General features: G+C 70.7%; 11 protein-coding genes. 3 read left to right on the forward strand and 8 right to left on the reverse strand.

What is annotated here, in order from left to right:
- Nucleotides 1-31: 31 nt before the first annotated feature.
- Nucleotides 32-607 (reverse strand): heme-binding beta-barrel domain-containing protein, encoded by a 576-nt coding sequence (locus BDK92_RS15645; RefSeq protein WP_121162199.1) that lies wholly within the window; start codon nt 605-607, stop codon nt 32-34.
- A 29-nt stretch (nt 608-636) separates the two neighbouring features.
- Nucleotides 637-741, reverse strand: a complete 105-nt coding sequence (gene mtfM, locus BDK92_RS40810) for a small membrane protein MtfM (RefSeq protein WP_269476287.1) — start codon at nt 739-741, stop codon at nt 637-639.
- A 14-nt stretch (nt 742-755) separates the two neighbouring features.
- On the opposite strand from mtfM, the gene BDK92_RS15650 reads away from it, so the two are divergent.
- A complete protein-coding gene (locus BDK92_RS15650; RefSeq protein ID WP_121157382.1) occupies nt 756-1,130 on the forward strand; it encodes a DsrE family protein in 375 nt (124 codons plus the stop codon).
- Between the two features lie 26 nt (nt 1,131-1,156).
- Here the strand turns inward: BDK92_RS15650 and BDK92_RS15655 are convergent, their stop codons facing one another.
- From BDK92_RS15655 to BDK92_RS15670, 4 genes are all read right to left on the reverse strand, one after another.
- On the reverse strand, nt 1,157-1,684 hold the full coding sequence (locus tag BDK92_RS15655; RefSeq protein ID WP_121157383.1) for a GNAT family N-acetyltransferase: 528 nt from the start codon (nt 1,682-1,684) through the stop codon (nt 1,157-1,159).
- Between the two features lie 4 nt (nt 1,685-1,688).
- Nucleotides 1,689-2,498: an inositol monophosphatase family protein gene (locus tag BDK92_RS15660; RefSeq protein ID WP_121157384.1), complete on the reverse strand. Its 810-nt coding sequence runs from the start codon at nt 2,496-2,498 to the stop codon at nt 1,689-1,691.
- A gap of 154 nt (nt 2,499-2,652) precedes the next feature.
- The gene (locus tag BDK92_RS15665; RefSeq protein WP_147457016.1) at nt 2,653-3,528 is read right to left on the reverse strand and encodes a hypothetical protein; all 876 of its coding nucleotides are present in this window, start codon (nt 3,526-3,528) and stop codon (nt 2,653-2,655) included.
- A gap of 50 nt (nt 3,529-3,578) precedes the next feature.
- Nucleotides 3,579-4,064 (reverse strand): winged helix-turn-helix domain-containing protein, encoded by a 486-nt coding sequence (locus tag BDK92_RS15670; protein WP_121157386.1) that lies wholly within the window; start codon nt 4,062-4,064, stop codon nt 3,579-3,581.
- A 319-nt stretch (nt 4,065-4,383) separates the two neighbouring features.
- On the opposite strand from BDK92_RS15670, the gene BDK92_RS15675 reads away from it, so the two are divergent.
- Nucleotides 4,384-8,508: a S8 family serine peptidase gene (locus BDK92_RS15675; protein ID WP_121157387.1), complete on the forward strand. Its 4,125-nt coding sequence runs from the start codon at nt 4,384-4,386 to the stop codon at nt 8,506-8,508.
- A gap of 94 nt (nt 8,509-8,602) precedes the next feature.
- Here the strand turns inward: BDK92_RS15675 and BDK92_RS15680 are convergent, their stop codons facing one another.
- Nucleotides 8,603-9,037 carry a winged helix-turn-helix domain-containing protein gene (locus BDK92_RS15680; protein WP_211349618.1) on the reverse strand — a complete coding sequence of 145 codons (435 nt, stop codon included), beginning with the start codon at nt 9,035-9,037 and terminating at the stop codon, nt 8,603-8,605.
- Nucleotides 9,038-9,388: 351 nt separating this feature from the next.
- On the opposite strand from BDK92_RS15680, the gene BDK92_RS15685 reads away from it, so the two are divergent.
- On the forward strand, nt 9,389-13,783 hold the full coding sequence (locus BDK92_RS15685; RefSeq protein ID WP_121157389.1) for a S8 family serine peptidase: 4,395 nt from the start codon (nt 9,389-9,391) through the stop codon (nt 13,781-13,783).
- Between the two features lie 156 nt (nt 13,784-13,939).
- Here the strand turns inward: BDK92_RS15685 and BDK92_RS15690 are convergent, their stop codons facing one another.
- Complete coding sequence (locus BDK92_RS15690) at nt 13,940-14,260, reverse strand: DUF1416 domain-containing protein (protein WP_121157390.1); 321 nt, start codon at nt 14,258-14,260, stop codon at nt 13,940-13,942.
- Between the last annotated feature and the right edge of the window lie 2 nt (nt 14,261-14,262).

A 14,262-nucleotide genomic window follows, 5' to 3' on the forward strand; every position in this document is an offset into this window, starting at 1 on the left:
CGGCGTAACGGTCCGGTCCTGCCCGTGTTGCCTAGCCGCCGACCCGGATGAGTCGGGCGGAGAGGTGGGGCACCAGGGGCTGGCCGACGGCGGCCATCTCCTGGGCGTAGAGCAGGGCGCCCTCGACGATGCCGAAGAGCCGGTGACCGGCGGTGACCTCTTTCGCCGTGGAGGTACGCACCACCGCGTCGGTGACCAGTTCGAGCCGGGTGCCGGTGACCTTGCCGACGTGCAGCTCCATGATCCCGGTCGGGGTGGTCAGCAGCGCCTCGATCTCGTCGGTCGCCCGCTCGCCGTCCATCACCGGCCGCCACCAGCCCACCTCACGGCCGGCCGGCCGGATCGGTCGGCTCTCCTCGTCGAGCAGCCAGGCCCTCGACTCGTAGCTGAGGAACGGCCGCCCGTCGTGGCTGATCTTGATTTCCTGGGCGTAGTCGAAATCGTCGACCGTGGGGTAACCGCCGCGTCCGCGTCCGCGCCAGAGTCCGACGTACGGGAGCAGGCCGAGCAGGGCCGGATGGAGGTCCGGACCGACCCGCAGGTCGTACGTCTCCTCGAACGGGTACGGCTCCACCGGTGGCGCGTTCAGCCACGGCGGTGGTGCCATCGGATTGTCCGGGGACGTACTCTCCGCGTTCACCAGCGTCCTCTCGAAATTCGTACCGCCAGGTAGACCAGGCCACCGGCGAGCAGGCCGAAGCCCGCGACCAGCAGGCTTACGAACCCAATCTCGGTAACCATGACAAGGTCATCCTATGCTGGCCGGTATGACACGCACTCTGGTCGTCAAGGCCACCGCCGGCTCCGATTCGCCGGAACGGTGCGCCCAGGCGTTCACCGTGGCCGCGACGGCTGTCGCGGCGGGAGTGGACGTGTCGCTCTGGCTCATCGGCGAGTCGAGCTGGTTCGCCCTCCCCGGACGGGCCGCCGAGTTCGAGTTGCCGCACTCCGCGCCGTTGGCCGAACTGCTGCACGTGATCCTGACCAGCGGCCGGGTCACCGTCTGCAGCCAGTGCGCGGCCCGGCGGGAGATCGGCGAGGCGGACGTGCTGCCCGGCGTACGGATCGCCGGGGCGGCGGCCTTCGTCGAGGAGGCGATGGCCGACGGCGCCCAGGCGCTGGTCTACTGACCCGCCGCCGCGACCGGCCCGGTCCGTCAACTCGTACCGCCCCACCGGACCAGGTCCCGCCGCATCGCGGTACGCGGCCAGCGGTCCAGCCCGAGTGCTGTCTCCCGGTCCCGGATCGCCCGTAGGCCCGGTGTCAGTTCGTCGTCGGTGAGGATCCGGAAGCCGCACCGTTCGTAGTAGGGCGCGTTCCACGGCACCTCGACGAAGGTGGTGAGGGTCAGCGCCGGCATGCCCCGCCTGGTCGCCTCGCCCGCGAGATGCTCCAGCAGCCGCCGGCCCAGGCCCCGTCGGGCGTGCTCCGGGTGCACCGAGATCTGTTCGACGTGCAGGTTCCCGTCGACCTCCTCGACCAGCGCGTACGCGATCGGTCGATCGGTCTGGTCGGCCGTGACCCAGGCCCGACCGTCCTGCTGGTACGGGGTGAGTTCGGCCGGTGCGGGCAGGTCGTTCTCGGCGATCTCCGCCATGTCGAGGTCGTGGAAGACCCGGCCGGCGGCGTACTCGATCTCCAACAGCAGGGGCAGTTCGGCGAGGCGGGCCGTACGGATGCGCATCAGCTCATTCTGCTGGCCTCGCGGCGACCGCGGCCTCCCGCACCAGGGCGAGGACGGCCGGCAGCAGCGCCTCGCTGGCGCCGATGGTCGCGCCCGAGTCGGCGGTGTGCGGGCTGCCGTCCAGGTCGGCGAGCCGGGCGCCGGCCTCCGCGGCGATGATCACCCCTGCACTGGTGTCCCAGGGCTTGTTGCTGAGCATGACGAAGGCGTCGAGCCGCCCATGGGCGAGCCAGGCCAGGTCGATCGCGGCGGAGCCGAACATCCGTACGCGTTGGGCCCGCTCGGCGAAGGCGGCGGTGATCGCGAGCCGGTGCGCGTTCCTGCCGGTGGCGTCCTCGCCGACCGCGAAGTCCCCGAGCGCGACCAGCGCCTCGCCCAGGTCACCGGTGCGACTGGCGTGGATCCGCTCGCCGTCGCAGAACGCGCCCTGCCCGAGCGCGGCCGAGTAGCGGTTGCCGAGGAACGGCAGGTCGATCACCCCGAGCACGGACCGCTGGCGCGCGATCAACCCGAGCGAGACGGCGCAGAGCGGTGACCCGTGTACGAAGTTGACCGTGCCGTCGACCGGGTCGAGTGACCAGGTGAGTTCCTCACCCGCACCACTGGTTCCTTCCTCCTCGCCGAGGAAGCCGACCTGCGGCGTACGTTCGGCCAGGAAGGCGCGGAGTGTCCGCTCGATGGCGAAGTCGACCTCGGAGGCCATGTCCCGGTCGCCCTTGCCGGTCAGCACACCGGGCCGGAGCGTACGCATCATGTCCCGGGCCAGGTCGACCGCCTCGTGCGCCACCGTGAGCAGAGCGCCGTACTCCGTCATGCCCCACCCCTCTCACCAGCCTGCGGTCCCTCGAATGATCACACCACCTCGCCGCCGACCGACCCGCCTCCACCCTGTTGATCATGAAGTTGGCACCCACAGGTGGCCCGAACATCCGCGCCAACTTCATGATCAACTACGAAGGGGTGGGCGGTCAGGGGCAGGGGGTCGTGGTGGAGACGCGGGTGCCGGTCTCGGTCAACGTCACCACCACGCTCAGCGAAGCGGTGCGGTAGGCGTAGAGGTCGGGTTCGTCGGTGACGACGGTCGAAGCGGGGCCGGCGACCGGGCGCAGGGTGGTGCCGAGCGGGGCGGTCGGGGTGCCGGGGACGGTCACCCGGGTGGTGCTGGCGTGGCCGCCGGACGGGCAGTAGAGCGTGGGCCTGTCGTCGGCGAACTCGGGTGCCGGCAGGCCGAGCGCGGTGAGCACCCGGACGGCCTCGTCGTCGAGCACGATGCCCATGAGGGTGTCGACGAACTGGGTGTCGCTGCCGGGCCGGCAGCCGGTTTCGGCGGTGAGTTCGATGACGCCGGGATCGGTGACGCCGCCGGAGATGAGGACGAACTCGCCACCGTCGGCGCGCAGCGTGTGCGTGCCGCTCTCCGGGCGGTGCCGTACCCGGGCGTGATATTCGGCCGGCAGCCGCTCGGCGATGCGGTCGAGCAGGGCCGGCGCGTCGGCTTCGGCCGTACGCAGAGTGAGGGTGCCGACCAGGTTGAACCCGTCGCGCATCGGGCTGATCCGGCAGCCCGGCTCCAGCTTCTGCCCGCCGATCTCGGCTACCGCATCCGGTCCGGCCCCGCTGAGCAGCCGGCCGAGGGCCCGGTTCACCACCGGCATGGCCGCGACCACGTCGCGCTGCTCCGGCACGGTGGGTGCGTCGGTCCGGACCGAGACATAGGCGACGAGCAGCAACAACACCGCCCAACCGGCTACACCGACGAGCAGCCAGCGCCGCCGCTTGCGGGCCGGCGGCTCCTGGGCGGTTCGGCTGGCCGGCGTCGAAGGCGGGGCCGCGTCTGTCGTCACGACCGCCATCGTGACACGGAAGCACAGGTCAAAGTACGGCCGCCAACCGGTCAGAGTGCGGGCAGCAGGCGGTAGCCGACCCCGCGTACGGTCTGCACCTGCGGACCGCCCTCGATTCCACGCAGCTTGCGGCGCAGTCGTTTGATCGCGGAGTGCAGGATGGCCGTGTCCCCGAGGTAGGCCCCGCCCCAGACGGAGTCGAAGAGCCGCTCGTAGGTCCAGACCATCAGCGGCGGACCGACCAGCCGGGCGAGCAGTTCCCGCTCCAGTCGGGTCAGCGCCAGCGGTTCACCGCGCCAGGTGACGAGGTGACCACCGGGGTCGACGACGAGTTCGCCGATGCGCACCGGCATCGACGACGGCAGCGGCGGCGGCGGCGACCCGGCATTCTCCGGTGGGAACAGCGTCGCCCGGAGTTCCGCCAGGTCAGCCACGATCAGTACGCGGCCGAAGTCGTCGAGCCGACGCAGTACTCTTGCCCGTACGGCCGCATCCGTGGACACACACACCACGAGTGGCACCTCGGTCTCAGTCAACCCGATCCTCCCCGTACATCGGCTCGCACCAGCCAACGCGGTCGTCGCAACGGAGTCAACGGGGTGTGGGCGCCCTCCCCCATTCAATGGGCACCCTCCCAGAAACGTCAAGATGCCTACCTTCAGGCTGAATACTGCCTGAATACTGCCTAGCTTTAGTCTTGATCATGGTCAAAACGCCCCTGACCATGTCTTCTGGGCAGGTGCGGAGCCGCTCTCCAAATTCGACAGACCCCGCACCAGCCGGCGGCGCCGGACATCCCGGAGCAGCGTGATCGACGCTCCGGGTGACCCGTGGCGTCGCGAAGGTGGAGGAACGATGACACACCGACTGGGACGCCGAGGGGCGAGCCGGTCCAGACTCTGGCGAACACTCGCACTGGTCTCGACCGTTGTCCTCGGCGTGACGGCACAGCCGGCGATGGCGGCCGCAGCCGCTCCGACCGCTCCGGTCAGCCCCCAGGTGATGACCGAACTGACCACGACGGGCAGCAGCAGCTTCGTCGTCTACCTGCGGGAACGCGCGCAGTTGGGCAACGCGGCGAAGGTACGGGACGCGGACGCCCGCGCCAGCCAGGTCTACCAGCAGCTCACCGGGACCGCCGCCCGTACCCAGCGCGGACTGCTCGCCGAGCTGACCAAGCGCAAGGCCCGGTACGAGTCGTTCTGGATCGCCAACGCGATCCGGGTCAAGGGCGACAAGGCGCTGGTCGACGCGATCGCGGCCCGACCCGAGGTGGAACGGATCGAGCCGGCGCGCACGTACGAACTGATCGAGCCGACGTCGAGCAGGGCCGCCCCGCAGGACGCGATCGGCGTGGCGTGGGGCCTCACCAACATCGGCGCGCCCCGGGTCTGGTCCGAGTACGCCGACCGGGGCGAGGGCGTCGTCATCGCCAACATCGACTCTGGCGTGCAGTTCGACCACCCGGCGCTGGTCAACTCGTACCGGGGCAACCTCGGCGACGGCACCTTCGACCACAACTACAACTGGTTCGACCCGGCCGGTGTCTGCGTCGAGCAGGCGCCCTGCGACAACAACGGGCACGGCAGTCACACCATGGGCACGATGGTGGGCGACGACGGTGCCGGCAACCAGGTCGGCGTCGCCCCCGGTGCAAAGTGGATGGCGGCCAAGGGCTGCGAGAGCAGCAGCTGCTCGGACGAGTCGCTGATGGCCGCCGGCCAGTGGATTCTCGCCCCGACCGACCTGAACGGCGAAAACCCCCGGCCGGACCTGCGCCCCGACATCGTGAACAACTCCTGGGGTGGTGGCCAGAACGACCTCTGGTACCAGCAGACCGTCACCGCCTGGCGGGCCGCCGGCATCTTCCCCACCTTCGCCGCCGGCAACGAGGGCGAACTGGGCTGCAACACGGCGAGCTCCCCCGGCGACAACCCCGGGGCGTACGCCGTCGGCGCCTACGACGTCGACAACAACATCGCCGAGTTCTCCAGCCGTGGACCGTCCCTGGTGACCGGCGAGCCGAACCCGAACATCGCGGCCCCCGGCGTCGACATCGTCTCCACCCTCCCCACCAACGGGTACGGGGTCATCAGCGGCACCTCGATGGCCGCACCGCACCTCTCCGGCGCCGTGGCGCTGGTCTGGTCGGCGGCACCGGTGCTGCGCGGCGACATCGCCGGTACGGAGAAGCTGCTCGACGAGACCGCGACCGACGTCGAATCGCTCAGCTGCGGCGGAACCGCGGCCGACAACAACAACTTCGGCGAGGGCAGGCTCGACGTGTTCAAGGCGGTCGAGACCGCGCCACGCGGCCCGGCTACCAAGATCACCGGTACGGTCAGCGACGCCGGCACCGGCGCCCCGATCGCCGGCGCCTCGGTCCGTGTGGATGGCCGCACCGCTCTCACCGACCAGGTCGGCCACTACACCCTGCCGGTCGTCACCGGAACGTACCCGGTGGCCGTCGAGGCGTACGGCTTCGCCGGCAGGAGCGCGACGGTGGTCGCCACCGGAACCACGGTGACCCAGGACTTCGCGTTGTCCGCGCGGCCCATGGTGACCCTCTCCGGGAAGGTCACCGACGGCTCCGGCCAGGGCTGGCCGCTCTACGCGCGGGTCGAGGTCGCCGGTCGTCCCGGCGGGCCGGTCTTCACCGACCCGGCCAGCGGTCGTTACTCGGTCAGCGTGCCGAGCGGCGGAACGCACCGGCTCACCACAACCGCCGTCTCCAGCGGCTACCGGAGCGTCTCCACCGAGGTCACCGTGGCGAACCGGGCCAAGACGGCGAACATCGCGCTTCCGGCCACGGTCTCCTGCGACCTGCCCGGTTACACCGCCGGCGTCGGCCGGACCGTGCTCTCGGAGGGCTTCGACGGCACCGGCACCCCGGCCGGCTGGTCGGTGGTCAACCGGGCCGACACCGGCTGGGCGTTCGACAATCCGCGCAACCGGCAGAACCTGACCGGCGGCACCGGCGGCTTCGCGAACGCCGACAGCGACGGCTACGGCTTCGGGCACACGCAGGACAGCGACCTGGTCAGCCCGATCCTCGACCTCAGCACGGTCAACGCGCCCGTCCTCCGCTTCGCCAGCGACCTGTACGTGGCCGGCAACGGCGACGCGGCCAGCATCGACGTCTCGACCAACGGTGGCGCCAACTGGGTCGGCGTCGCGATGCAGCAGGTCTCCCGGCGCGGCCCGGCGGCCGAGGAGGTACCCCTGCCCGGCCTCGCCAACCAGGCGAACGCGCAGATCCGGTTCCGCTACCGGGGCGACTACTCCTGGTGGTGGCAACTCGACAACATCCAGGTGGTCGATCGCAGCTGCACCCCTGTTCCGGGTGGTCTGGTCACCGGTTTCACGTCCGACGCCAACACCGGCGCCGGGGTGAACGGGGTCACGGTCAGCAGCCCGGACCGGCCGGCCGAGCGGGCCGTCTCGGTCGCCACCCCGGAGGACCGCAGCGCTCCGGACGGGTTCTACTCGTTCTTCTCCACGCTGGTCGACGGCAAGCACTCGTTCGTCGCGAGCGCAGCGCCGTACCAGGACCGGGCGAAGACCAGCACGATCACCGACGGCGGTGCGCGTCGGGTCGACTTCGACCTGAAGATCGGCCGGATCGCGCTCAACACCGCCGAGATCAAGAGCACCCAGCCGTACGGCAGCGGCCGTAACGCCGAGGTCACGGTCACCAACACCGGCAGCGCCCCGATCAGCGTCGAGGTGTTGGAACGCGACGGCGGCTTCGCCGCACTCGCCACCGGCAAGGGTGCCCCGCTCACCGAGTATTCGGTGCCGAAGGTCAGCGCCGGCATGTCGTTCGGCACCGCGAAGCCGTCGACGTCGGCGGGTCGTACCGGGGTGGTGACGCCCTTGGACGACTCCTGGAGCCGGATCGCGGACCTGCCCGCGCCGGTGTACGACAACTCGGCGGCCCTGCTGGGCGGCAAGGTCTACTCGGTCGGCGGCGGAACGACGGACCGGGAGGAGAAGCGGGAAGCGTACGTCTACGACCCGGCCACCGACGCCTGGCAGACCCTGCCCGACATGCCGCACAGCCGGTACAAGCCGGCCACCGCGGCGGTGAACGGCAAGCTGTACGTGTTCGGTGGCTGGACCACCGAGGGCGAGACGGAGACCGCGGTCGACGTCTTCGACCCGGCCACCGGCGCCTGGCAGACACTGCCCGGGGTAACCAACCCGGCAGCGCGGGCGGCGGGCACCGCGTCCGTGGTCGAGGGCAGGGTCTACCTGGTCGGCGGCTGCCTGGACTTCATCTGTAACGCCAGCGCCGACGTGGTCGCGTTCGACCCGGCGAGCAACACGTTCCGGGCGAAGGCCGCCTACCCGCACGAGATCGCCTGGCAGTCCTGCGGTGCGATCGGGGCCCGGATCTACTGCGCCGGTGGCTTCAACCACGACGCCACCTACACCGCGGGCTACGCGTACGAGCCGGACACCGACAAATGGAGCCCGATCGCCGACCTGCCGGTCGACCTCTGGGCCTCTCAGTACTCGGTGGCCGGCGGCCGGCTGGTGCTGGCCGGCGGTGTGATCGACGAGGGCCAGACGCTCACCAACCGGACCATCGGCTACGACCCGGCGTCGAACACCTGGCAGGACCTGCCGAACACGCTGCTCCCCCGGGCACGGGGCGCCGGCGCATGCGGTGGCTTCAAGATCGGCGGCGCGGAGTTCGCGCCGTTCGCTGGTGCGGAGTCGGAGCGGATGACCGGGCTCGGGCTCTGCGACGAGGGCGCCGAGGTGTCCTGGCTGACCGTCACGCCGAGCCGGTTCACGCTGGCCCCCGGCGCGTCGAAGGCGCTCACGCTACGGATCACCGCGACGGCCCCGAACGGTGTCCCCCAGCCGGGCACCTACCGGGCCCAACTGGCGGTGCGGGCGGACACCCCGTACGCCGTGCCGACGCTCGACGTCACGCTGGACGCGCAACCCAGGGGCAACCAGGGCCACTAGCCGGCCCGCGCCCGACGCCACAGGTGGCCGTCGCACTCCTCAACGGGTGCGGCGGCCACCGCCGTTGCACGGTGGCGCAACGGGCAGCCGCGGCTCAGCCGGTGCGGCCGAAGGCGAGGCGGTAGCCCACCCCGCGTACGGTCTGCACCTGCGGGCCGCCGTCGACCGCGCGCAGCTTTCGACGCAGTCGTTTGACCGCCGAGTGCAGGATCGCCGTGTCGCCGAGATACGCCCCGCCCCAGACCGAGCCGAACAGCCGCTCGTAGGTCCAGACCCCGACCGGCGGGGTGGCCAGCCGGGCCAGCAACTCCCGTTCCAGTCGGGTCAGCGCCAACGGCTCACCCCGCCAGGTGACCAGGTGACCGCCGGGGTCGACGCTGAGTTCTCCCAGGTTGACCGGCTGGAGCCCGGCGCCGGGCTCCGTGGTGGCGGTGGGAAAGAGCATCGCCCGCAGCTCCGACAGGTCCGCGCAGATCACCACGGTGCCGAAATCGTCGAGTCGACGGACGACCCGTTCCCGTACCGCCACATCAGACGAGACGCACACGACGAGCGGAACCTCGTTATTGGACACCCGCACCCTCCCCCGTCTGCCGTGGGCACAAGCCAAGCCCCTTTGATCGACCGAGTCAACAACGACACCCGCCGATGTCCTCAACTCGCGCCGCGCCGCCCGCATCCCGACCAGTTACTGCCTGAATACTGGCTGAGAACTTCCATTGATCACTACCGCTGTATCCCCAGAGCATGACTCCTAGCCGATGTGGGGGCTGCTCTGCGTATCCATCGATGCCCCCACGCGTGCTACGTGGCGCCGGACAACCCGACGCCACGGCAGGCGCCCCGAATCGATCGGGGCGCCGTCAGTGGGGAGGAAGAGATGTCACACCGACCAGGGAGCCGATCCAGACTTTGGCGATCATTCGCCATCGTCTCGGCTGTCGTCCTCGGGATCACCGCTCAGCCGGCGCTCGCCGTCGCGGCGCCCGCAGCCGGCGCGGCGGTCGACCCGCAGGTGCTCCGCGAGCTGAGCACCAACGGCAGCACCAACTTCACCGTGTACCTGCGGGAGAAGGCCAACCTCAGCACCGCAGCCTCGATCGGGGACGCGGACGCGCGGGCGGCCAAGGTGTACGAGCAGCTCACCGGCACCGCCACGCGTACCCAGCGCGACCTGCGGGCCGAACTGGACGACCGTAAGGCCAGCTACAAGGCGTTCTGGATCGCCAACGCGCTTCAGGTCACCTCCGGCAACCAGGCGCTGGTCAACGCCATCGCCGCCCGCCCCGAGGTCGAGCGGATCGCGCCGACGCGGACCTACGAGCTGGTCAAGCCGACCAAGGCCGAGCCGTCCGGACCGGGCACCAGCGCGGTCGAGTGGAGCGTCGAGAACATCCAGGCCCCCAGGGTCTGGAACGAACTGGGCGTACGCGGCGAGACCGTGGTGGTCGCCAACATCGACACCGGCGCCCAGTACGACCACCCGGCCCTGGTCGGCAAGTACCGGGGCAACCTCGGTGGTGGCAACTTCGACCACAACTACAACTTCTTCGACCCGGCGAACATCTGCGCCGGCGACACCCCCTGTGACAACAACGGCCACGGTACGCACACCATGGGCACCATGGTCGGCGACGACGGTGGCGACAACCAGATCGGCGTCGCACCCGGTGCGAAGTGGATCGCGGCCAAGGGCTGCGAGACCACCGGCTGCTCCGAGGCCTCGCTGCTCGCCTCCGGCCAGTGGGTCCTCGCGCCGACCGACTCCAACGGCCAGAACCCCCGGCCGGACCTCCGCCCCGACATCGTGAACAACTCCTGGGGCGGCGGCCGAGGCGACCCGTGGTACGAGGAGACCGTCGCCGCGTGGCGCGCGGCCGGCATCTTCCCGGCCTTCGCCTCCGGCAACACCCTCGGCGGGGCGCCCTGTGGCTCCGCCAGCTCGCCCGGTGACAACCTGCCGTCGTACGCGGTTGGCGCGTACGACATCAACAACGTCATCGGCGACTTCTCCAACCGTGGACCGACGGTCGACGGGCGTACCAAGCCGGACATCGCGGCGCCGGGCGTCAACGTCCGCTCCAGCATCCCGGGCGGCGGGTACGACAGCTGGGACGGCACCTCGATGGCCACCCCGCACCTCTCCGGCGCGGTCGCGCTGATCTGGTCGGCGGCACCCGCCATCCGTGGTGACGTCACCGCCACCGAGGCGCTGCTCGACGAGACCGCCACCGACACCGAGGCACTCGCCTGCGGTGGCACCGTCGACGACAACAACATTTTCGGTGAGGGTCGACTCAACGCGTACGAGGCCGTCTTCAACGCCCCGCGCGGCGGTGCGGGTGAGGTCACCGGCACCGTGGCCGAGGCCGACGGCGGCGAGCCGATCGCCGGCGCGACCGTCAGCGTCGGTTCGCGTACCGCCACCACCGGCACCGACGGCAAGTACACCCTGCGGCTGCCGGTCGGCGACGCCACGCTGACCATCGCCGCGTTCGGGTTCCACACCCAGACCGCGACCGTCACCGTGCCGGACGGCACCTCGGTGACGAAGGACTTCGCCCTCGTCGGGGCGCAGCTGGTCACGGTCTCCGGAAAGGTCAGCGACGGCTCCGGTCACGGCTGGCCGCTCTACGCCAAGATCGAGGTGGCCGGTCGGCCCGGCGGGCCGGTCTTCACCGACCCGTTCACCGGCCGCTACTCGTTCACCGTGCCGGGCAACGCCACCTACGCGGTCACCACGACCGCCAAGAGCGCCGGCTACGCCCCGGTGAGCAGCGAACTCGCCCTTGAGGGAGCGGCAAAGACGCTGGACGTCGCGGTACCGGTCGCGGCGGCCTGTCAGGCGCCCGGCTACTCGGCCAACCTCGGTGCCCCGCTGCTGTCGGAGAGCTTCGACACCGAGGAGACGCCGGAAGGCTGGACCCTGGTCAACCGCACCGACGACGGTGGCTGGGAGTTCGACGACCCGGGCAACCGGGGCAACCAGACCGGCGGTTCCGGCAACTTCGCCATCATCGACAGCGACATCCTGGGCGTGGGCAACACCCAGGACGCCGACCTGCGTACCCCGACCCTGAACCTGACCGGGGTCGCCGCACCGGTGTTGAAGTTCAACAGCGACTGGCGGTCGGTCGGCAGTGACAGCGCGGACATCGACGTCTCCACCGACGGCGGCACCACCTGGGCCAACGTCTGGCACCAGACCGCCAACCTGCGCGGCCCGCGGGTGGAAGAGGTCCCGCTGACCGGGCTCGCCGGGGCGGCCACCGCCCAGGTGCGGTTCCGGTTCAACGGCTCCTTCGCCTGGTGGTGGCAGGTCGACAACGTACAGGTGGTCAACCGGATCTGCACCCCGCTTCCGGGTGGCCTGGTCGCCGGCTTCACCACCGACTCCAACACCGGTGCCCCGCTCAACGGCGTCACCGTGACCAGCGGCGACGTCCCGGCGGACAAGGGTGTCTCGGCGGCGACGGCGGACGACCCGAACATCGGTGACGGCTTCTACTCGTTCTTCTCCAGCGTGACCGGGACCCACCCGTTCACCGCCACCAAGTCGCCGTACCGGGCGGTGACGAAGAACATCGCGGTAGCCGCCGACAACGTCAGGCGGGGCGACTTCGCCCTCAAGGCGGGCCGGCTCTCGGTCAGCCCGCCGCAGGTCGAGTCGCACCAGCCGTACGGCAGCACCCGCAGTGCCAAGGTCACCGTCACCAACACCGGTAACGCGCCGGCCGAGGTCGAGGTGCTGGAACGGGACGGGACGTTCGATCTCCTGTCCCAGCGGGGCGCGGCCCTGAACGAATACGAGGTCAAGGGGCTCAGCACGGCCCAGAACGGGGTCGCGTACGGTCTCGCCGGTAACTCGGCGGCGGCCGCTCCCGCGATCGACCCCGCCTGGACCCGGGTCGCCAACACCCCGGCCGCCGTCTTCGACAACGCCGCAGCCGTGATCGACGGAAAGGTCTACTCCGTCGGCGGCGGCACCTCCAGCGGTAACGAGAAGAAGACCTGGGTCCTGGACCCGGAGACCAACGCGTGGAGCACCCTCGCCGACATGCCGACCGCCCGCTCGAAGGCGTCCGCGGCGGCCGTCGGTGGCAAGCTCTACGTGATCGGTGGCTGGAGCGCCAGCGGTGCCCCGGTCGCCTCGGTTGACGTCTTCGACCCGGCGACCGGCGCCTGGAGCACCCTTGCCGGTGCCACCAACCCGGCGCCGCGTGCGGCCGCCGGTACGGCGATCGTCGACGGCAAGGTCTACCTGGTGGGTGGCTGCGCCGACGGTAGCTGCACCAGCACGAAGAACACGGTGATCTTCGACCCGGCCAGCGGCACCTTCAGCGCCGGCGCGGACTACCCGATCGCCGTCGGCTGGATGTCCTGTGGCGGCATCGGCGGCGCGGTCTACTGCGGCGGTGGTGCGGCGGGCACGACGACGTTCACCGACGCCTTCGCGTACGACCCGGCCGGCAACGCCTGGTCGGCGCTGCCGGACATGCCGATCGACCTGTGGGGCGCGCAGTACGCCGCCGCCGGTGGCCTGCTGGTCATCGCCGGTGGTGTGACCGCCAACTCCAGCACCGTCACCAACCGGTCGATCGCGTTCGACCCGGCCACGGGTGAATGGCAGAACCTGCCGAACGCGGCGTTCACCCGCTACCGGGGTGCCGGCGCGTGTGGTGCGTACAAGGTCGGTGGTTCGCCAAGTTCGTTCGTCGGCTCCGTGGAGACCGAGTACCTCGGTGGCCTCGAGCTCTGTGACGAATCCGGTGGCGACGTCTCCTGGCTCTCCACCGCTCCGGGGACCTTCACCCTCGCCCCGGGCGCCTCGAAGCAGGTGACGGTCACCCTGACCGCCACCGCGGAGGCCGGCGTCCTCCAGCCCGGCGCGTACACCGCCGAGCTGGGTCTCGGCTCGGACACCCCGTACCCGGTCGCGGCCGTACCGGTGGAGATGAACGTGTCTCCGCCGAGCGGTTGGGGCAAGGTCCAGGGCACGGTGCTCGGCGAGAGCTGCTCCGGCACGGACGTACCGGTCAAGGCGACGGTACGGGCGAACCTGAACGGCAACCCGGACACCGGCTACACCCTCTCCTCCGACTCGGCCGGCGTCTACGGGCTCTGGCTGCCGAAGGGGAAGTACGACCTGATCGTCGCCAAGGACGGCTGGATTCCCGAGGTGCAACGGATCACCGTCTCGGCCGGCTTCGTCTCGACAATCAACTTCAACCTGGATCCGGTGACGCCCTGCGACACCCGGGTCGGCGGGATCTGATCCCGCCGCGGATGTAAGGAAGGGCCCCTTGTTATCGCTTTCTGTATAGGAAGGAGCCCTTCCTAACCCCGCCGCCGGGTGCGGTGCGGTACGTACGGAAAAAGGATCGCCGCCCGGACCAGTGGTCCGGGCGGCGATCCGCTGCTTCGTCAGGTGTCAGGCGACGGTGACGCCGACCTCGTTGACGCCCCGGCCGGCGGTGACCAGGACGTCACCGTTGCCGTGCCGGGACAGTGCCCGCAGGGTCCAGGTGCCCGGCGCGGCGAAGAAACGGAACTGGCCCTCCGGCGAGGTCACCACCTCGGCGGTGAACTCGCCGGTGGAGTCGAGCAGCCGGACGTACGCGCCGGGAACGGCGTCGCCGGAGTCGGCCCGGACCACGCCGGTGATGACGGTTTCCCGGTTCAGGTCCAGGCCGGCCGGCAGCGGGGCCGACTGGTCGGGGGCCGCGCAACCGGCGGCGGTGGGAGCGGTCATGG

The organism is Micromonospora pisi (assembly GCF_003633685.1).
GTDB classification, from domain to species: Bacteria; Actinomycetota; Actinomycetes; order Mycobacteriales; family Micromonosporaceae; genus Micromonospora_G; species Micromonospora_G pisi.